Origin of the sequence: Mycobacterium sp. 1165196.3 (assembly GCF_001673415.1) — a bacterium.
In the GTDB taxonomy this organism is placed as follows: domain Bacteria; phylum Actinomycetota; class Actinomycetes; order Mycobacteriales; family Mycobacteriaceae; genus Mycobacterium; species Mycobacterium europaeum_A.
In genome coordinates this window covers 1-18,248 of the sequence record NZ_LZLU01000090.1, presented here as the reverse complement: position 1 = coordinate 18,248, position 18,248 = coordinate 1, and the positions used below count along the sequence as shown (strand labels likewise).

Annotated in this window: 19 protein-coding genes; 9 read left to right on the top strand and 10 right to left on the bottom strand. The window is 67.8% G+C overall.

What is annotated here, in order from left to right; all coding sequences use genetic code 11:
- Window position 1 precedes the first annotated feature (1 nt).
- The 3 genes from A5659_RS09300 to A5659_RS09290 all read left to right on the top strand — a co-directional run bounded on the left by A5659_RS09300 (window position 2) and on the right by A5659_RS09290 (window position 3,190).
- Complete coding sequence (locus A5659_RS09300) at window positions 2-514, top strand: hypothetical protein (protein WP_066868031.1); 513 nt, start codon at window positions 2-4, stop codon at window positions 512-514.
- Between the two features lie 110 nt (window positions 515-624).
- On the top strand, window positions 625-1,812 hold the full coding sequence (locus A5659_RS09295; protein ID WP_369806940.1) for a ferredoxin reductase: 1,188 nt from the start codon (window positions 625-627) through the stop codon (window positions 1,810-1,812).
- Window positions 1,813-1,909: 97 nt separating this feature from the next.
- A complete protein-coding gene (locus A5659_RS09290) occupies window positions 1,910-3,190 on the top strand; it encodes a fatty acid desaturase (protein ID WP_066881909.1) in 1,281 nt (426 codons plus the stop codon).
- A 110-nt stretch (window positions 3,191-3,300) separates the two neighbouring features.
- Here the strand turns inward: A5659_RS09290 and A5659_RS09285 are convergent, their stop codons facing one another.
- Together A5659_RS09285 and A5659_RS09280 are read right to left on the bottom strand one after the other, a co-directional pair.
- Window positions 3,301-4,164 (bottom strand): ABC transporter substrate-binding protein, encoded by an 864-nt coding sequence (locus A5659_RS09285; protein ID WP_066868024.1) that lies wholly within the window; start codon window positions 4,162-4,164, stop codon window positions 3,301-3,303.
- 29 nt (window positions 4,165-4,193) lie between these two features.
- Entirely contained in the window at window positions 4,194-4,937 is a 744-nt protein-coding gene (locus tag A5659_RS09280; RefSeq protein WP_082975998.1) for an SDR family NAD(P)-dependent oxidoreductase, read from the bottom strand.
- 17 nt (window positions 4,938-4,954) lie between these two features.
- On the opposite strand from A5659_RS09280, the gene A5659_RS09275 reads away from it, so the two are divergent.
- Together A5659_RS09275 and A5659_RS09270 are read left to right on the top strand one after the other, a co-directional pair.
- Window positions 4,955-6,097 (top strand): AraC family transcriptional regulator, encoded by a 1,143-nt coding sequence (locus A5659_RS09275; protein WP_231997786.1) that lies wholly within the window; start codon window positions 4,955-4,957, stop codon window positions 6,095-6,097.
- A gap of 118 nt (window positions 6,098-6,215) precedes the next feature.
- A complete protein-coding gene (locus tag A5659_RS09270; protein ID WP_067180564.1) occupies window positions 6,216-7,721 on the top strand; it encodes an NAD(P)/FAD-dependent oxidoreductase in 1,506 nt (501 codons plus the stop codon).
- Window positions 7,722-7,736: 15 nt separating this feature from the next.
- Here A5659_RS09270 and A5659_RS09265 read toward each other — a convergent pair whose 3' ends face one another.
- Entirely contained in the window at window positions 7,737-8,561 is an 825-nt protein-coding gene (locus A5659_RS09265; protein WP_066868019.1) for a hypothetical protein, read from the bottom strand.
- Window positions 8,558-9,166: a TetR/AcrR family transcriptional regulator gene (locus tag A5659_RS09260; RefSeq protein ID WP_067180562.1), complete on the bottom strand. Its 609-nt coding sequence runs from the start codon at window positions 9,164-9,166 to the stop codon at window positions 8,558-8,560. The genes A5659_RS09265 and A5659_RS09260 overlap by 4 nt, the downstream gene beginning before the upstream one ends.
- A 150-nt stretch (window positions 9,167-9,316) precedes the next feature.
- Between A5659_RS09260 and A5659_RS09255 the strand changes: the two genes are divergently transcribed.
- Complete coding sequence (locus A5659_RS09255; RefSeq protein ID WP_067180560.1) at window positions 9,317-10,417, top strand: hypothetical protein; 1,101 nt, start codon at window positions 9,317-9,319, stop codon at window positions 10,415-10,417.
- A gap of 6 nt (window positions 10,418-10,423) precedes the next feature.
- Here the strand turns inward: A5659_RS09255 and A5659_RS09250 are convergent, their stop codons facing one another.
- Genes A5659_RS09250 through A5659_RS09240 form a run of 3 tightly spaced genes read right to left on the bottom strand, consistent with a single transcriptional unit; the run spans window position 10,424 to window position 13,194 of the window.
- Window positions 10,424-10,924 (bottom strand): DUF302 domain-containing protein, encoded by a 501-nt coding sequence (locus A5659_RS09250; RefSeq protein WP_067180557.1) that lies wholly within the window; start codon window positions 10,922-10,924, stop codon window positions 10,424-10,426.
- A gap of 3 nt (window positions 10,925-10,927) precedes the next feature.
- The gene (locus A5659_RS09245) at window positions 10,928-12,013 is read right to left on the bottom strand and encodes an NmrA family NAD(P)-binding protein (protein WP_067180628.1); all 1,086 of its coding nucleotides are present in this window, start codon (window positions 12,011-12,013) and stop codon (window positions 10,928-10,930) included.
- An 8-nt stretch (window positions 12,014-12,021) separates the two neighbouring features.
- Window positions 12,022-13,194, bottom strand: coding sequence for a thiolase family protein (locus tag A5659_RS09240; protein ID WP_066868005.1), 1,173 nt, complete (start codon window positions 13,192-13,194; stop codon window positions 12,022-12,024).
- Window positions 13,195-13,291: 97 nt separating this feature from the next.
- Here A5659_RS09240 and A5659_RS09235 point away from each other — a divergent pair, with 97 nt between their 5' ends.
- Entirely contained in the window at window positions 13,292-13,768 is a 477-nt protein-coding gene (locus A5659_RS09235) for a helix-turn-helix domain-containing protein (RefSeq protein WP_066868001.1), read from the top strand.
- Here A5659_RS09235 and rsgA read toward each other — a convergent pair.
- Both rsgA and aroA read right to left on the bottom strand, forming a co-directional pair.
- Window positions 13,752-14,747: a ribosome small subunit-dependent GTPase A gene (gene rsgA, locus A5659_RS09230; RefSeq protein ID WP_066867998.1), complete on the bottom strand. Its 996-nt coding sequence runs from the start codon at window positions 14,745-14,747 to the stop codon at window positions 13,752-13,754. The two genes, A5659_RS09235 and rsgA, sit on opposite strands and share 17 nt — an antisense overlap.
- Entirely contained in the window at window positions 14,744-16,051 is a 1,308-nt protein-coding gene (aroA, locus tag A5659_RS09225) for a 3-phosphoshikimate 1-carboxyvinyltransferase (protein WP_067180554.1), read from the bottom strand. Before aroA ends, rsgA begins: the two co-directional genes overlap by 4 nt.
- A gap of 44 nt (window positions 16,052-16,095) precedes the next feature.
- Here aroA and A5659_RS09220 point away from each other — a divergent pair, with 44 nt between their 5' ends.
- Both A5659_RS09220 and A5659_RS09215 read left to right on the top strand, forming a co-directional pair.
- Window positions 16,096-16,860 (top strand): SOS response-associated peptidase, encoded by a 765-nt coding sequence (locus A5659_RS09220; RefSeq protein WP_067180552.1) that lies wholly within the window; start codon window positions 16,096-16,098, stop codon window positions 16,858-16,860.
- Between the two features lie 115 nt (window positions 16,861-16,975).
- A complete protein-coding gene (locus tag A5659_RS09215; RefSeq protein ID WP_067180546.1) occupies window positions 16,976-17,407 on the top strand; it encodes a TIGR03618 family F420-dependent PPOX class oxidoreductase in 432 nt (143 codons plus the stop codon).
- A 38-nt stretch (window positions 17,408-17,445) separates the two neighbouring features.
- On the opposite strand, the gene A5659_RS09210 is transcribed toward A5659_RS09215, so the two are convergent.
- The coding region (locus tag A5659_RS09210) for an HNH endonuclease signature motif containing protein (RefSeq protein WP_156748933.1) at window positions 17,446-18,248 on the bottom strand (803 nt) is incomplete at its 5' end.

The following is an 18,248-nucleotide window of genomic DNA, read 5'->3' as shown; positions in this document are numbered from 1 at the left end:
CATGACCGTTGTCTATATCCCGGCCACGGTGCCGATGCTGCAGCAGCTGGTCGCCGACGGTTCGTTGTGGCCGGTCAATGGCACGGCGTTCGCGCTGACGCCGACCCTGCGGGAGGCCTACGCCGAGGGCGACGACGACGAGCTCGCCGACGTCGCACTGCGCGAGGCGGCGCTGGCCTCCCTGCGCCTGCTGGCGGCCCAGGGGGCCGAAGCGCCGTCGGAGTCGCCGCCGCCGCGCCGAGCCGTGCTGGCCGCCGACGTCGAGGGCGTCACGTACCGTCCCGACCTCGACGACGCCGTGGTCAGGCTGGCCGGCCCGGTTGCGATCGATCACGTGATCGCCGCCTACGTCGACAACGCCGCCGCCGAATCGGCGGTGGTGCGGGCGATCGAGGCCGTCGACGCCGCCGACCTGGGCGACGAGGATGCCGACCTGATCGTCGGCGACGCCCAGGACCACGATCTGGCCTGGTACGCCAACCAGGAGCTGCCATTTCTGCTGGAGCTGATGTGACGCCGAATGTGAGGCAGTCCTCGCCGCAGCGCTAGCTACGACACCGTAGGTTACGGTACCGTAGGTTTCGTGAAGCACACAGAATCGATCACAATGTGAGCGTCAGTCAGATGCCGCGTAGTGAGCAGGAGCTTCCCCTGGGCAGACGTAACCCATCGATCACGGGCAACGTCGTCGACACCAAGCGACCTGTTGTCGCCGGCGCGGACCGGCATCCCGGCTGGCATGCGCTGCGCAAGCTCGCCGCGCGTATCACCACGCCGCTGTTGCCCGACGATTACCTGCATCTGGCCAATCCGCTGTGGTCGGCGCGCGAACTGCGGGGCCGCATCCTGCAGGTGCGCCGCGAGACGGAGGACTCCGCGACCCTGGTGATCAAGCCGGGCTGGGGCTTCAACTTCGACTACCAGCCGGGCCAGTACATCGGCATCGGACTGCTGATGGACGGGCGCTGGCGCTGGCGGTCGTATTCGCTCACCTCGGCCCCGGCCGGCAAGACCCCGCGCTCGGCGGCCGATCCGGCCCGCACGGTGACGATCACGGTCAAGGCGATGCCCGAGGGATTCCTGTCGTCGCACCTGGTGGCCGGTGTCGAGCCGGGCACCATCGTGCGGCTGGCCGCGCCGCAGGGCAACTTCGTGCTGCCCGACCCCGCGCCGCCATCGATCCTGTTCCTCACCGCGGGCTCCGGGATCACGCCGGTGATGTCCATGCTGCGAACACTGGTGCGCCGCAACCAGATTGGGGACATCGTCCATCTGCACTCGGCGCCCACCGAATCCGACGTGATGTTTCGCGCCGAATTGGCCGCCCTGGCCGACGAGCACCCCGGCTATCGGATGCGGCTGCGCGAGACCCGCAGCCAGGGCAGGCTCGACCTCTCCGTGCTGGACCGCGAGGTGCCGGACTGGCGCGAACGCCAGACCTGGGCCTGCGGTCCGGAAGGCATGCTCACCGAGGCCGAGCGGACATGGTCGGCCGCGGGCATCGGCGAGCAGCTGCACCTCGAGCGGTTCGCGGTGTCCAAGGCCGCACCCAGCGGCGCCGGCGGCACCGTCACCTTCGCCCGCAGCGGGCGCACCGTCGGTGCCGACGCCGCGACGTCGTTGATGGATGCGGGGGAGAGCGCCGGCGTGCAGATGCCCTTTGGATGCCGCATGGGGATCTGCCAATCGTGCGTCGTCGGCCTGGTGGAGGGTCACGTCCGCGATCTGCGGACCGGCCAGGAGCACGACCCGGGGACCAGGGTGCAGACCTGCGTGTCCGCCGCTTCCGGCGATTGCGTGCTCGACATATAAAGGCTACTCACTGGTAACCTACGGCTTCGTAGGTTACGATAGCGTAGGTCTGGAACACGATTACGACTGAACAAACCACCGCAGGGAGATGACGACGATGGCGATCACAGACGTCGACGTATTCGCCCATTTGACGGACGCCGACATCGAAAACCTGGCCGTTGAGCTCGATGCCATCCGCCAGGACGTGGAAGACTCGCGCGGCGAGCGGGACGCCCGCTACATCCGCCGCACCATCGCGGCCCAGCGCGCGCTGGAGGTGACCGGCCGGCTGCTGCTGGCCGCCAGCTCGCGGCGCTCGGCCTGGTGGGCGGGGACGGTGACCCTGGGCGTGGCCAAGATCGTCGAGAACATGGAGATCGGCCACAACGTCATGCACGGCCAGTGGGACTGGATGAACGACCCCGAGATTCACTCCTCGACCTGGGAGTGGGACATGAGCGGGTCGTCCAAGCACTGGCGCTACACCCACAACTTCGTGCACCACAAATACACCAACATCCTCGGGATGGACGACGATGTGGGCTACGGCCTGCTGCGCGTAACCCGCGACCAGCGCTGGAAGCGCTTCAACCTCTTCAACCTGGTGTACAACACCCTGCTTGCGCTGCTCTTCGAATGGGGAGTCGGCCTGCAGCATGTGGAGCTCGGCAAGATCGCCAAGCGGCGGATGGACAACGACGAGGCTCGCCAACGGGTCGACGAGTTCTTGGCCAAGGCCGGTCGACAGGTGCTCAAGGACTACGTCGCGTTCCCGGCGCTGACCTCGCTGTCGCCCGGAGCCACCTACATGTCCACGCTGAAGGCCAACGCCGTTGCCAACGTGATCCGCAACGTGTGGGCCAACGCGGTGATCTTCTGCGGCCATTTCCCCGACGGCGCAGAGAAATTCACCAAGACCGACATGATCGGTGAGACCAAGGGGCAGTGGTATCTGCGTCAGATGCTGGGCAGCGCCAACTTCGAGGCCGGCCCCGCGCTGCGCTTCATGAGCGGCAACCTGTGCCACCAGATCGAGCACCACCTGTATCCCGACCTGCCGAGCAACCGGTTGCACGAGATCTCGGTGCGGGTGCGCCAGGTGTGCGACAAGTACGACTTGCCTTACACCACAGGCTCTTTCCTGTTGCAGTACGCCAAGACGTGGCGCACGCTGGCCAAGCTCTCGCTGCCGAACAAGTACCTGCGTGACGACGCCGACAACGCCCCGGAGACCCGCAGCGAGCGGATGTTCGACGAACTCGAACCAGGGTTCCTGGGCACCGATCCGGCCACCGGGCGCCGTCGCGGCCTCAAGTCCGCGATCGCGGCCGTGCGCGGCTGGCGGAGCGGGAAGCGGGCGGCCGCCGCGCGGCGCGCCGACGACCTGGCAGCCTAGCCGCCGGTCGGGGCGTCCGACCGCGGCAACTGCGCGCGCCGAACATGTTCTCACGGTGAAGATTTCGCTGATTTGCCGCCAGGAATGCACGCTCGGCGCGACCGTTGTGACTAGCCGGTCCGGTAGAAGTCGGCTGCCGCGACCGGGGCAATGCCGAGTTCGCGTGCGACCGCGTCGATCGACTGCTGCGCGACGCGCAGGTCCACCCGGTAGTCGGGGGTGAAGTAGGGCCCGACGTAGCGCTCGTAGTGTCGTTGCGCTTCTTGCGGCGTGAGCCGGTCGAGGAACCAGTTGACGTATTCGACTGCGCGGCTTGGGTGTTCGGCGAGCAGTCGCAGCGCGCGCTGATTGGCCCGGACGAGGGCCCCCAGCGCGGGGCTATCCGGTGGAATGTGGACCGGGTCGACCGCGACGCCCACCGTGGGGATCTGGAAGTGATCGCCGACCCAGGCCAGCAGGTGAAAGCCCTCTTCGGCGGCGACCTGTTCGGGGGACAGCGTGCTGCCCACGTAGGCGGCATCGATCGAACCGTCGCGCAGCCGGCGCAGGTCCATCTGGTAGTCACCGGGATGCCGCACCACGCACTGCAAGTCGCGGTCGGGGTCCAAGCCGTGTTTGCGCAACACGATCCGGGCGAAAGCGCCCGGCGGGTTATCGGCGGCGTGCACGGCCAGGCGGCGCCCGCGAAGATCGCTCATGGTCTTCACCTCGGCGTTGCCGAGGAACCAGAACAGTGGTCGATCGGTGTTGACGCTCAACGCCTTCCAGCCGATCCCGTCGGCGAGTCGGGACAGCAAGGCCCGACCCAGGCCGATCACCGCGACGTGGCGCAGCCGCTGTGCTTGCCAGCCGACCCCGTCGCGGATGGCGACGTGCACACCTTCGTCCTGGTAATAGCCCTCTTGATCGGCGACGTGGGCGATCAGCTCCTCGTGAATGCCACGCCCGACGTATGCCAGGTCGATCGTGTGCACGCCGCACCCCTTTCCCGACGGATCCGCCGTCAATCCATGGCGAGGCCGCCATTGACCTCCAGGCAGTGGCCGGTGATGAAACCGGCGTCCTCGCCGGCCAAAAACGCCACTGTCTTGGCCACCTCTTCCGGCGTGACGAGCCGCCCCATGGGATTTGTCGCCCCGAGCTGGCCTAATTCTTCGGCCGTCAACAGCGAGTTCGCCGTCGGGTCGGCGACCGTGGCGGGCGAAACGAGGTTGGCGGTGATCTGGTGTGGAGCCAGCTCGAGTGCGACGTACCGGACGAACTGATCCATTGCCGCCTTGGCGGTTCCCAACGTGATCATGCCTTGCCGGGGCCGACGGGACAGCACCGTAGTGAGATAGATCAACCTGCCATAGCCGTGCGAAATCATGTGGGGTGCAACGGCTTTTGTGAGCAGAAAGGTGGCATGCAGCTCGCGGTCCAGTTTGCCGCCGAGCTGCTCCCAGCTCAGATCGGCGAACGAGGTGACGTCGTAGGGGATCAGTGCGTTGTGCACGAGCACATCGATGCCGCCCCACCTCTCGTTGGTTTCGTCGACCATTGCGGCGACGTCGTCGGGCTGCGTGACATCGGCCCGGATCGCGGCGGCCACGCCACCGGCATCGGTCACGGCCGCCACCACCCGGTCTGCCTCGTCGGCGCTGGACCGGTAGTTGACGACCACCCGGAATCCCTGCTCCGCCATGACCAATGCGGTTGCCGCCCCGATGCCCCGGCTAGCTCCGGTGATCACCGCGACACGACCCACCGACGTCACCTCCGACCGTGCTCACCGAGTGGCTGGCACGCGGGAACGATACTCCCGATCCGGGGCTGTTCGCCATACTGGAGGACGTGCAGGTGTTCGTCGGTTCCCAGGTGTCGCACTGGGATTTCCCGCGGAGCACGGCCAGCGTCGCGTTGATGACCGAATTCGGTTGCAGGAACGGGCTTGCGGCCGAGGACGTGCTCAAAGGGTCCGGATTGTCGGAGGCCGACCTGCACGATCACGATCGGATGATCGTCGGGCGCCAGGAGTTGGCGGTCGCGGCGAATCTGGTGGACCTGCTCGGGGAGGCGGCCGGGGCGGCCAACCTGGGCATGCAGGTGGGCGGCAGCTATCACGTGGGATCGCTCGGCATCTTCGGCTTCGCGTGCCTGACCAGTTCGACGCTGGGCGACGCCGTCCGGTTCGCGGCCCGTTTCTACGAGCTCAGCTACGGGTTCTGCCTGCCGACCGTCACCGTAGAGGGACCGGTCGCGGCGCTGCGGCTCGACCTGCCCGACCTGACCGGACCGGTCGCGGAGTTTCTGGTGCGACGTGATCTCACGGCGATTGCCCGCGTCATGGCGGAGTTGCTCGGCGGCCGGGTCCCGTTCACCGCGATCGAATTCAGCGGCCCGGCGCCGTCGGAGGGGGACGACGCGGCCCGCGAGGTGTTCGGCGTGGCACCGCAATACGACTCGCCGGCCAACGTCGCGCGCCTGCCGGTTGCGCTGCTGGACACACGGCTGCCCCGGGCCAGCGAGCCGAGCGTGGCCATGTGCGAGCAGCAGTGCAGCGCCCTGCTGGAACGCCGCCGGGCCCGCACCGGCGTCGCCCTGCGGGTGCGGGAGCGCCTGGCGTCGATCGACGACGAACCGCACACGATCGCGGCCGTCGCCCGGCAGTTGGCGATGAGCGAGCGGACGCTGCGCCGGCGGCTGGCCGAGGAGAACACGACCTTTCGGGAGCTTGCCGAGGAGGTGCATCGGGTCCTGGCCGAGGAGCTGCTGGCGACCGGCGCGCTCTCGGTGGAGGATGTCGCGTTGCGGCTGGGCTATGCGGAGGCGACCAGCTTCATCGCCGCGTTCAAACGGTGGACGGGCACCACCCCGGCGCGCTATCAGCGCTCGGTGGCGCCCCGCACGCGGTCGCTGGCCGTCTGAGTCGCCCGCCGTCTGGCCAGCCCACCGTCCGCGCGCCCGCCGGTCGTGGCCGCAATCATGGATTTCTCGACCGCAATCGGCTGTGGGGGCGGGGCGGTGCGCCCATACCGTTTGAGGCATGACTTCGACCCATCGCCCTCGCGTGCTGGTCATCGGGGCCGGCTTCGGCGGACTCGCCGCCGCCTACGAACTGTCCAAGGACGGCCTGGCCGACGTGACCGTGCTGGAGAAGGCCGACGACGTCGGCGGCGTTTGGCGGGAGAACACCTACCCGGGCGCGGCATGCGACGTCCCGTCGAACCTGTACTCCTACTCCTTCGCCCGCAAAACGAACTGGGGCCGGCGCTACGCCGAGCAGCCCGACATCCTCGGCTACATCCGTGACACCGCCGACCGGTTCGGCCTGCGCGACCTGGTGCGCACCGGCGTGGAGGTCATTTCCGCCGCCTACGACGACGGCACCGCCACCTGGCGGGTGACGACCTCGGGCGGCGAGGTCGTCGAGGCCGACGTCCTGGTGCCGGCGGTGGGCCAGCTGTCGCGTCCGGCGCTGCCGGCTATCCCGGGGCTCGACCTGTTCGAGGGCCCGTCGTTCCACTCGGCGCAATGGCGCCACGACGTCGACCTGACCGGCAAGCGCGTCGCCGTCCTGGGCACCGGCGCGTCGGCGATCCAGTTCGTTCCGCGCATCCGCGAGGCCGCGCGGCACGTCACCGTCTTTCAGCGCTCCGCGCCGTACGTCATCCCGAAACCGGATCGCGCCTATACCGGTGCGCACCACGCCGCCTTCCGGAGGGTGCCCGGCTTCGCCGCCGCCATGCGCCAATTGATCTGGGAGATCTCGGAATTCTTCGGCCTCGCGCTGACCAAGGTCGCCCCACTCGCCCGACTGATAGGCGCGGTCGCGTCGCTGAACATCAAGCGGCACATCAAGGATCGCGCGCTGCGCGCGAAGGTCACGCCCGACTATCCGATCGGCTGCAAGCGGGTGCTGTTCAGCAGCGAGTGGTATCCGGCGCTGGCCCGTGACAACGTCTCGGTGGAGACCGGCGCGATCACCGAGGTGACGGCGACGGGGGTGCGCACCGCCGACGGGTCGCTGCACGAGGTCGATGTCATCATTTACGGCACCGGGTTCAAGGCCACCGAATTCCTTGTGCCCATGGCGATCACCGGCCGCGACGGGCGCGACCTGCATGCGCAGTGGGCCCCGGGGGCGCGCGCCCACCTCGGCATGGCCGTGCCCGGCTTCCCCAACATGTTCCTGATCTACGGCCCGAACACCAATCTCGGCAGCAGTTCGATCATCCTGATGATGGAACAGCAGGCCCGCTACATCCGCCAGATCACCGAGCACCTCGCGCGCGCCGGCACGGGTCGCGCGTTCGAAGTGTGGCGCAGCGTCGAGCAGGCCTACGACACCGAGATCCAGTCCCGTCTCGACAACGGCGTGTGGACCACCTGCGACTCCTGGTACCGCACCGCCTCCGGCCGGGTCACCACCAACTGGCCCGGCCTGGTTCGCGAATATCAGCGCCGCGCAAGGACGGTCGCGTTCTCCGACTACATGGAGGTGCTGCCCCGATCCGTTCCCGCGGCGGAAGCCGAGGAAATCGGCGCATGACGTCGTTCGACTACGTCAGGGGTGGGTGACCAGGTAGGTCTCGTTGCCCAGGCCGGCGGTGAGTTCCTCGACATCGAAGGGGCGATCGAGGCGTGCGTGCAGCGCCTTCGGATCGATGAGCAGGCTGATTTCCGCGGTTTGACGGGCGAAGAGCCGCCCGATGATGGGATAGATTCGACGCATCACCGCCCGCTCGGCGGAGGTGCAGCGCGAGGCGCAGTAGCCGACGTGGCCGATCTCATCGGTGAGAATTTCGCTGTAAAGCAGTTCGATTCGTTCGGCGACGTGCGGTTCGTCGGCGAAAAGCCTTGTGCCGGCCCGGCGTAATTCATCGAACAGGATGCAGCCCGCCATCTCCGCGGCTCCGACGAACATGAAGCCGAGCCGTTCGGGCAAAAATACGTTCACTTTGACGAACTGGCGGATGACGAAGGGTGGTGGGACAACCTGGAAGGTCAAGTCGAACGCATCGAGAGCGTACGCCAGCAGTCGGGTGTGGTAGTGCTCTTCCAACTCGAGGTAGACCCGTTCGGGCGGCACGCTCTCGTCGCTGTTGCGCCCGTAGGTTTCACCCAGACCCACGCCGAATCGCTCCGCCTGATTCAGCTTTGCGGTGGCCAGCAGGAAGAGCATCTTGTCGTCCAGGCCGGCTTCGGGTCGCCGGCGTCGCAGGTTGCGCAGGAAGATGTCACGGTCGGCGGGATGGGCCGACCGGACGGGATTGGCTTCCAGATCGCTGAAGAACCGCTCGCGATTGGCCAGCCGCCTATTGAGCAGATCGGCCTCGCCGTCGCGCCTGGCCAGGAAATTCCGATAGCCCTCGATGCCGGTTTGATTCATCGCTTCTCCATTCCCTCGACAATCGTTGTGACGTAACGGTTTAACAACGCGGCATCATGGGCCCCGGTGGCCAGCAGCGCGAAGAGTCCGGTGAGGAAGAACGTCGCGAGTTCGGCCGCGTCCACCTCGGCGACCACCTGGCCCGCGTCCTGGGCTCGAACGATGACGCCGACCAGAAATTGTCCGAGCGGGTGCTGGGCAAGCTCGTCTTCTACCGGACGGCTCGAGGAGAAATGCAATCCGAGCATGTCCCGGAAAACCGCTGCGCCCAAACGACTTTCGGCGCTGAGCACGTGATGCACCAGATGGGAGAGCACCGACGCCAGGTCCCCGTTGGCGTCGCCGAGTTCGCTGATGATGCGGGTCTCCTCGACGCGCTCCGTCTCGATGAGCACGTGCTCCTTGGTCGGGAAGTGGAAATAGAACGTCCCCCGAGCCACGCCCGCATCGGCGACGATCGCGCTGACGTCGGCAGCGGCCAGCCCGCGCCGCGCAATCTCGGCCAGCGCCGCGTCGAACAACCGCGCCCGAGTTTCCAGCCGGCGCGTTTCGCGGACGCTCGTACCCGGTGATCCGCTCGCAGATGGCGCGCGTCGTGACACCATGGTGGCACCGTACGCCAGGCGACTGACGGTCGTCAATGACGGGCGTCAGCGAGTGCCGGTCTTCGGGGCTGCGGAGCCCGCTTGCCAGACATGTATCGTCAAGCTTCCGGTAAGCACTTCTGTCCGCGCAGGAACTAGAGGACCCACCACATGAGCGGTCAATGCAGCGACGACATCGAACGCATCACCAGCCGGCTGGGGTTCAGCTGCGAGCACGCGTCGCCGTGGTTGACGCTGCGCAATCCGTTCGGGTTGGCGAATTGGACGCTGCCGGTGCTCGAGCTGCTGATCGTCGCGGGTGCCGGGCTGGCGCTCTGGTGGGCGATCCGCCGACTGCGCCGCGATAGGGACCCCGTCAACATCGTGATCTGGTTCGCCACGGTGATCTACCTGCTCATCGTCGAGCCGCCGCTGTATTTTCCCACCGTCTTCGGCGTCGACGGCTCCCTCGGTGCGGTGTTCGCGCACAACGTCTTCACGGTCCAGTTCATGTACGACCGGCTGCCGCTCTACATCGTCGCCCTGTACCCCGCCATGATGACGCTGGCCTACGAGGTGGTGCGCGGCCTCGGCGTTTTCCGGGACTGGGGCGCGGTCGTCGGCGCGGTGTGCGTGGGATTCGTGCACAACTGCTTCTACGAAATCTTCGATCAGTTGGGTCCGCAGCTGCGCTGGTGGGCGTGGAACACCGACAACGCGATCAACCGTCCGATGCTGGCCTCCGTGCCGATGAGCAGCGTCCTGCTCTTCGCCACCGTCGGGCCGGCCTGCGTCGCACTGTTCAGCCAGCTCCTGATCACCGGTCCCATTGAGCGCGGGCGATACCTGAGCCGGATTACATTGATCGGCCGCGCCTTTGGGATCGCGGTGCTGGTGCCGGTTTGCCTCGTCATCGCCAATGTTCCGATCCTGCTGGCCGGTGGCGAGCATCCCGACAGCGCACTGCGCCGGGCGCTGTACTACATCATTCTCGGGGCGTTCGCCGTGGTGGCCGTCCCTATCCTGGTGCGGCAGTGGCGCAACACCGCGTTCACGCCCGGGGCGCGCAACGCCTTCGTCGCCGTCTTCGGGTCGGCATTTCTGATCGTGCTCGGGGGTTTGTGGTTGTCGGCCGACGGAACACCCACCGGCAACCCGGTCTACGTGGGGGCGTGTTACCTGCTCGCCGTCGCCCTGACGCTATCGGTGACCGTGCGCGCCGGTCGACCGTCGGCTCTCATCCGCCGAAAACAGCTGACCGGCACGGGGTAACGCCGGTCACGCGGTGACCTTCTCGGCCAGCGCCGCCAGCTTCGCATCGAGTCCTTCTGCGGCGCTGAGCAATTCGGCGTTCGGCTCGACGACGATCAGCGACGACGGCTTGACGTAGGTCAGGCTGCTGCCCGAACCCTCCTCGAGCAACAGCAGCTCGACCGGGGCGAACAGCCCGGCCGTCACGTCGTGGCGCAGCATCGTGATCGCGATCAGCGGATTGCCGAGAATGACGCGCAACGCCCTGCGGTCGATGCCGGCCTTGGTGATCCAGGCGCCGTGGTCGACCAGGCCGAACAGCATGAATCCGCTTGGTCCGACGCGGGATTCGACGCGCTCCCGGTACGAATCCCAGTCGCCGGTGGAAGTGGCGATGTCGTTGATCGGCACGGGTTGCTCGCCGATGTCGGCCAGTAGGGCGGCGACGAGTTCCTCGTAGCTCTTCTCGCTGTGATAGCCCACGCGCACGCCGTCGAAAGGGATTTCGTATGGGTCGGAGGTAGACATCGGCTACAGGCTCCCTTGCCGCTTGTCCTCGCCGATTTTGAGTATCGGAGTTCGATTCTCCGGTTGGATCCGCTCCCAAAGGCCGCCACCACTTCGCTCCCGCGCAAGGTGATCTTGGCGCCGGAACCACTCCTCGGCACTCCTGATCCGGTTCGGGTGGATCTCGTCAAGAAGCGCATAATCCCGTTTGATCACGCCGTGCTTCCAGAGATTCCAGAACCCGGTGAAGTTGTCGCGGACGTTCATGGTGCTCTTGTCCTTCCGGTCGGCGTTGTACCCCGCGGGCGCGTCGGCGATGACGCCGAGTGGACCGTTTCGCCAGTACGTGTCCAGGTCGGTGTCGACGTACCGCGCCGGATGCCCAGTGACCTTCTCGAACGCCGCGGCGAGATCGGCGTAGGCGATGTCGTCGACAGCCACCTCGAGATCCATGCCGTTCGCGCGCTCGGGATGGTCGAAAAGCCAACGGACGTAGTAACCGCAGTCCTCGAGTGACACGTGCGGCACGGCCCCGTCTCCGAGTGGAACACGCCACGTCAGGACGCCGTCCTCGACGGTGGGCGTCATCGGCGTACCCGGCGAGATCACCATCTCGAAGTAGGGGCCCGAGGTGAACAGCGCCGCGCCCATCCGATTGCGATTCACCTGATTCTGGAACAGAATCCACTCGCCAACGCGCCCCTTGCCGTCGTAGTGACCGGTGCGGAACCGAGAGTCGTATCCCGCCTTCTTCAGCCCGTAGTCGAGGTTTCCGTACACGAAGAATCTGATTCCTTCTTCGATGGCGATCTCGTAACTGCGGATCGCCCAGTAAATCTCGGCCTTCTCGCCGGTGTTGAACCCGTCGATGTTGACGAAGGCTCCGTCACAACCGCGGAATCCCTCTCGCAGCGTCGCTTCGTCAGCGAACGATCCCTGCACGGCGGAGACGTTTTCGAGCTCCAACAGTTCCCTGGCTCGCCGGCTGCCTGCGTCGCGAGTGAGAAACCGAACCGAGTATTTCTTGTCGGCGACGAGCGCGCGGATGATGGGCATGCCCTGGGCTCCGGTGCCGCCGACGACGAAGATGTTCGAGGTGGCCTGCGACATCGACCGGCTCACAGTCGCTCGATGATGGTGGCGTTGGCCATGCCGCCGCCCTCGCACATCGTCTGCAGACCGTACCGACCGCCGCGCTGCTCGAGAGCGTTGACCAGTGTCGTCATCAGCCGAGCGCCGCTGGCGCCCAACGGGTGACCGATCGCGATCGCCCCGCCGTTGACGTTGGTCTTGGCCAGGTCCGCCCCGGTGTCCTGCGCCCAGGCCAGCACGACGGGCGCAAACGCCTCGTTCACCTCGAACAGGTCGATGTCGGCCAGCGTCAGGCCGGCCCGCTGTAGCACCTTCTCGGTGGCCGGAATGACGCCGGTCAGCATGTAGAGCGGGTCGGAGCCCACCACGGTGGTGGTGTGGATCCGGGCCAGCGGGCGCAGCCCCAGTTTCTTGGCGGCCTCGCCGCTGGTGATCAGCACCGCGGCGCTGCCGTCCGACAGCGGCGAGGAGTTGCCGGGCGTGATCTCCCAATTGATCTGCGGGAAGCGGGCTTTGGCCGCGTCGCTGTAGAACGCCGGCTGCAATCCGGCCAACGTCTCGACCGTCGTGCCGGGTCGGATGATCTCGTCGGTGGCCAGCCCGGCGATCGGAATGAGCTCGTTGTCGAACAGCCCTTCCTTGGTGGCGCGGGCGGCCTTCTCGTGGCTGCCGGCGGAGAACTCGTCGAGCTGGGCGCGCGAAAAGCCCCACTTCGCGGCGATCAGTTCCGCGCTGATGCCCTGCGGCACCAGGCCGTCGGGGTAGCGGCGCGTCATGTCCGCGCCCATCGGGTTGCTGCCCGGTGACACCTGGGAGCCCATCGGCACGCGACTCATCGACTCCACGCCACCGGCGATGACGATGTCGTAGGCGCCGGCGATCACGCCCTGCGCGGCGAAGCTGATGGCCTGCTGGCTGCTGCCGCACTGGCGGTCGATCGTCACGCCGGGGACCGACTCCGGGAACCCCGCGCCCAGCAGGGCATTACGGGCGATGTTGGCCGCCTGGTCGCCCACCTGGGTGACGGCGCCGGCGATGACGTCGTCGACCTGGGCCGGATCGACGCCGGTGCGTGCGAGCAGTTCGCGCAGGCTGTGCGCCAGCAGATCGGCGGGCAGCACGTCGTGCAGCGCGCCACTGGCCTTGCCCTTGCCGATGGGGGTGCGGACGGCTCCGACGATGACGGCGTCGCGGTTCATGACTCCTCCTCGAGTCCAGATCATCTAGGTATAGATCGCTGTACCCAGATAAACACCTCGGTATGCTTAAAGCAACCCAGCTGCGGAGGTGATTTAGATGACACTGCTGCAAGGACCGCTGGCCGACCGCGACTCGTGGTCGGCGGTGGGACAGTGCGCGATCGAGAAGACGATGGCGGTCGTCGGAACCAAGTCCGCGATGCTGATCATGCGCGAGGCGTACTACGGCACCACCCGATTCGACGACTTCGCCCGCCGGGTGGGCATCACCAAGGCCGCCACCTCGGCGCGGCTGAGCGAACTGGTCGAGTTGGGCCTGCTGCGCCGCCAGCCCTATCGCGAACCCGGGCAGCGCAGCCGCGACGAGTACGTGCTCACCCAGGCCGGCATCGACTTCATGCCGGTGGTGTGGGCGATGTTCGAGTGGGGGAGGCGCCATCTGCCGGGGCACAACCGGCTGCGGCTGACCCATTTGGGTTGCGGCGCCGAGGCGACGGTCGAAATCCGTTGTGCCCAAGGCCATCTGGTGCCGCCCGACGAGCTCGGCATGCGGCTGGCTAAGAAGTCTGGTTGAGCGCGGCCAGCAGCCGCCGCGCCGCGGCGACGCGGCGGACGGCCGGCCCGGTCAGGGTGTCCAGCGCGCACTCGGGGTCGGCCGGCGGACCCATGTGCCCGCAGCCGCGCGGGCAGTCGGCGATGGCCTCGGCCAGGTCGGAAAACGCCATCATGACGTCGTCGGGCTGGATGTGGGCGAGCCCGAAGGACCGGATGCCCGGCGTGTCGATCACCCAGCCGGTGGTGCCCAGCGGCTCGGTCAACGGCAGCGCCACCGACTGCGTCGAGGTGTGCCGCCCCCGGCCGATGTCGGTCACGTCGCCGACGGCGCGGTCCGCGTCGGGCACCAGGCGGTTCACCAGGGTGGACTTGCCTACGCCGGAATGGCCGAGCAGCACGGTGATCTTCCCCGCGAGCAGGTCCGCCACCGCGAGCAGGGGATCGTCGCGGCCGGCCTCGACCACCGTGAGGTCCAGGTCGACGAATTGCCGGGCGAACGGCTCCGGCGGGGCGAGATCGGTTTTGGTCAGGCACAGGATCGGCCTGAGCCCGCCGGCGTAGGCGGCGATCAGCGTTCGGTCCACCAGGCCGGTGCGCGGCGGCGGGTCGGCCAGCGCGACCACGATCAGCAGCTGATCGGCGTTGGCGACCACCACCCGCTCGGTGGGATCGGTGTCATCGGCGGTGCGCCGCAACACCGTTCGGCGCTCTCCGCGACGCACGATCCGGGCCAGCGTGTCGGGGCGCCCGGACAGATCGCCCACCACGTCGACGTCGTCGCCCACCACGATCGGGGTGCGGCCCAGCTCACGGGCCCGCATGGCGGTGACCCGGCGATCGACGTCGCCGCCCAGCACGCACCCCCAGCGGCCGCGGTCGACGCTGACCACCATGGCCGCCTCGGCGTCCGCGTGCTCGGGACGGGTCTTGGTCCGCGGTCGCGAGCCCCGGCCGGAGCGGATTTTGACGTCGGACTCGTCGTAGTCGCCGGGCCTCACATGCCGGGCTCTTTCCCGGGCTCCAGCATCCGAGCCCACAGCCGCGGGAAGTCCGGCAGCGTCTTGGCGGTGGAGCCGATGTCGTCGACCTCGACCCCGGGCACCCGCAGCCCGATGATGGCGCCGGCCATCGCCATCCGGTGGTCGGCATAGGCGCGCCAGGTTCCGGACTGCAACGGGGTCGCGGTGATCACCAGGCCGTCGGGGCTCTCGGAGCAGTCGCCGCCCAGTCGGTTGATCTCCTTGCGCAGCGCGGCCAGCCGATCGGTCTCATGCCCGCGCAGATGCGCGATGCCGGACAGCCGCGACACCGATCCCGGCGTCGCCAGCGCCGCCAGGGCGGCCACCGACGGCGTCAGCTCGCCGACCGCGCGCAGGTCGACGTCGAAACCGTTGTAGTCGCCGGATCCGCGCGCCTCCAGGAACGAATCAGTGTGCTGCACAACGGCATTGAGCTTGGCCAGCACGCTCAGGATGTTGTCGGCCGGCTGCACACTGCTCGACGGCCAGCCGGTGATGCGCACCGCACCACCGGTGACCACCGCCGCGGCCAGGAAGGGCACGGCGTTCGTCAGGTCCGGCTCCACCTCCCAGTGCCGGGCGGCGACGTTTCCCGGCGCCACTTGCCAGCGGTTGGGGACGGAGTCGTCGACGTCGACGCCGGCCTGGCGCAGCATTGTCACCGTCATGGCGATGTGCGGCGCCGACGGCAGCGCCCCGCCGGTGTGTTGCACGGTCAGCCCCTCGGCGAACGATGCCGCGCACAACAGCAGGCCCGACACGAACTGCGACGAGGCCGAGGCGTCGATGTTCACGGTCCCGCCGATGACCGAGCCGGTGCCCAGCACCCGGAAGGGGAGACCGGAGCCGTCGATCCGCACGCCGAGCCCGCGCAGCGCGTCCAGCAACGGGATGATGGGCCGTGCCCGGGCCTGCTCGTCGCCGTCGAACTCGACGATCGATTCGGCCAGCGCCGCCAGCGGCGGGACGAACCGCAACACCGTGCCGGCCAGCCCGCAGTCGACCTGGGCCATCGGTTCGGGCGACACGCGACCGCCGACGGTCAGTTCGGTCCCGTCACCGTCCTCGTCGCCGTCGATGTCCAGACCCAGGGTGTGCAGCGCCCCGATCATCAGGTCGGTATCGCGGCTGCGCAGCGCGCCGGTGATGGTCGGGGTGCCTTGCCCCTGGGCGGCGGCCAGGGCCGCCAGCACCAGGGCGCGGTTGGTCTGCGATTTCGATCCCGGAACGGTCACGGTCGCGCGCACCGGTTGCGCCGCCACGGGGGCCTGCCACGTACTCACCGCTCCATCATCGCCTGTCACCGGTTTCTGCCACCATGGGTGTTATGTGCGGAAGGTTCGCGGTCACCACCGATCCGGCTTTGCTGGCCCAGAAGATCAAGGCGATCGACGAGGCCACCGGCGCCGACGCCGGATCGACGGGCCCCAACTACAACGTGGCCCCGACCTCGACCATCGCGACCGTGGTCAGCCGGCATTCCGAGCCCGAAGACCAGCCGACGCGCCGGGTGCGGCTGATGCGCTGGGGTTTGGTGCCGCCGTGGGCCAAGGCCGGTTCCGACGGCGCGCCCGACACCAAGGGGCCGATGCTGATCAACGCGCGCGCGGACAAGGTCACCACCTCGCCCGCCTTCCGGACCAGCGCGAAGTCCAAGCGCTGCCTGATCCCGATGGATGGCTACTACGAGTGGCGGGTCAACTCCGCCGACGCGGCCGGCAAGAAGACCCGCAAGACGCCGTTCTTCATGTACCGCGAGGGCGGGGAGCCGCTGTTCATGGCGGGCCTGTGGTCGGTGTGGAAACCGGCCAAGGATGCTTCGCCGCTGCTGAGTTGCACGATCATCACCACCGACGCGCCCGGCGAGCTCGCGCAGATTCACGATCGGATGCCGCTGGTGGTGCCCGAACGTGACTGGGACCGGTGGCTTGACCCGGACGCCGAGATCGATCAGGACCTGCTGGACCGCACGCCCGACGTGCGCGCCATCCGGATGCGTGAGGTCTCGACGCTGGTCAACAACGTCCGCAACAACGGCCCGCAGCTGCTCGAGCCGGCCGAGCCGCAACCCGAGCAGATGCAAATCCTTTAGCGCTCGGCCGGCGCGATCACGCGCCGGGCTTCGGGCTGTCGGATTGCGTACAGCCTCTTCGTCGTATGGATAGGCAACCGAATTGCCCGGAGCCACGACGCATCAGGAGAACGCAATGAACACAACGAGACTCAGTGACAGCGCGCGCCAACTCATCGGGTCCGACCCGGCCACGCTCGTCACGATCAATCGCGACGGCAGCCCGCAAGTCAGCCTGGTCTGGATGACGGTGCGCAGTACAGCCGACGGCGGTGATGAGTTGGTCACCGCTCATCTGCAGGAGCATCAGAAGATCCGCAACATCCGGCGTGATCCCCGCGTGGCGGTGACCATCGCGTCCACCGACCGCAGCGGGCCGCAGACGCCGTATCTGTCGATCAGGGGCACCGCCCGCGTCGAGGACGGCGGTGCGCCCGAACTGCTCGACGAGATCGCCACGACCATCTTCGGCCCCGGCACGGGGTTCCCACCGCCGGACGCACCCGCCGGCTACCTGACTCACATCACGATCGAGAAGGTCGGCGGTGTGGGCCCGTGGGCGGCCTGAACGTCCCGCTCGCCACTCGGCCGTCTGGAGATCGCCGTTCAGTTTCCGGAAATGGGACCGTTTGAGCCAGCCGCCTCGTCGTCGTCTCCGTCGCGGAGGAGTTTTTCGGGGTGGTGGAAGGTGTTGGTGCGGGGTTGGCCGGTGTCGAGGTGTGGGGGTGGTTTCCATTGGGTGTCGCCGTGGGTGTTTGTGCGGGTGGTCCAGCCGCCGGGTCTTAGTAGGCGGTGGTGGGGGCCGCAGGCGAAGGTGAGGTTGTTGACGTCGGTGGTGTGGCACTTGCTGTAGTCGGTGACGTGGTGGACTTCGCAGTAGTAGCCGCCTACGGTGCAGCCGGGGCTGCTGCAGCCGCGGTCTTTGGCGTACAAGACGATTCGTTGGCCGGGGGAGGCGAGGCGTTTGGTGTGATAGAGCGCCAAGGCCTTGCCGTTGTCGAAGATCGCGAGGTAATTATGGGCGTGGCGGGCCAGGCGGATGACGTCGCTCATCGGCAGCAGGGTGCCGCCGCCGGTCAGCCCGCGCCCGGCCGCGGCTTCGAGCTCGGCCAGTGTGGTGGTGACGATGATGGAGGCGGGTAACCCGTTGTGCTGCCCCAGGTTCCCGGAGGCCAGCACGCCGCGCAGTGCGGCGTTGAGTCCGTCGTGCTGGCGTTGGGCGGCCGAGCGTGGGTCGTGGTCGATGGCGTCTTGGGTGGGTGCGCCGTCCACACAGGGGGTGTCGTCGTGGGGGTTGCACATGCCGGGGGCGGCGAGTTTGGCTAGGACGGTTTCCAGGGTGGCGCGGGCTTCGGGGGTGAGCCAGCCGCGCAGCGCCGACATGCCGTCGGCCTGCTGATTGCCCAGGG

What these genes read in the sequence shown, in the direction of transcription:
- A5659_RS09300 (WP_066868031.1), top strand. Translation starts at nt 2, where the DNA reads ATGACCGTTGTCTATATCCCGGCCACGGTGCCGATGCTGCAGCAGCTG.
- A5659_RS09295 (WP_369806940.1), top strand. Translation starts at nt 625, where the DNA reads ATGCCGCGTAGTGAGCAGGAGCTTCCCCTGGGCAGACGTAACCCATCG.
- A5659_RS09290 (WP_066881909.1), top strand. Translation starts at nt 1,910, where the DNA reads ATGGCGATCACAGACGTCGACGTATTCGCCCATTTGACGGACGCCGAC.
- A5659_RS09270 (WP_067180564.1), top strand. Translation starts at nt 6,216, where the DNA reads ATGACTTCGACCCATCGCCCTCGCGTGCTGGTCATCGGGGCCGGCTTC.
- A5659_RS09265 (WP_066868019.1), bottom strand. Translation starts at nt 8,561, where the DNA reads ATGAATCAAACCGGCATCGAGGGCTATCGGAATTTCCTGGCCAGGCGC.
- A5659_RS09260 (WP_067180562.1), bottom strand. Translation starts at nt 9,166, where the DNA reads ATGGTGTCACGACGCGCGCCATCTGCGAGCGGATCACCGGGTACGAGC.
- A5659_RS09255 (WP_067180560.1), top strand. Translation starts at nt 9,317, where the DNA reads ATGAGCGGTCAATGCAGCGACGACATCGAACGCATCACCAGCCGGCTG.
- A5659_RS09250 (WP_067180557.1), bottom strand. Translation starts at nt 10,924, where the DNA reads ATGTCTACCTCCGACCCATACGAAATCCCTTTCGACGGCGTGCGCGTG.
- A5659_RS09245 (WP_067180628.1), bottom strand. Translation starts at nt 12,013, where the DNA reads ATGTCGCAGGCCACCTCGAACATCTTCGTCGTCGGCGGCACCGGAGCC.
- A5659_RS09240 (WP_066868005.1), bottom strand. Translation starts at nt 13,194, where the DNA reads ATGAACCGCGACGCCGTCATCGTCGGAGCCGTCCGCACCCCCATCGGC.
- A5659_RS09235 (WP_066868001.1), top strand. Translation starts at nt 13,292, where the DNA reads ATGACACTGCTGCAAGGACCGCTGGCCGACCGCGACTCGTGGTCGGCG.
- A5659_RS09220 (WP_067180552.1), top strand. Translation starts at nt 16,096, where the DNA reads ATGTGCGGAAGGTTCGCGGTCACCACCGATCCGGCTTTGCTGGCCCAG.
- A5659_RS09215 (WP_067180546.1), top strand. Translation starts at nt 16,976, where the DNA reads ATGAACACAACGAGACTCAGTGACAGCGCGCGCCAACTCATCGGGTCC.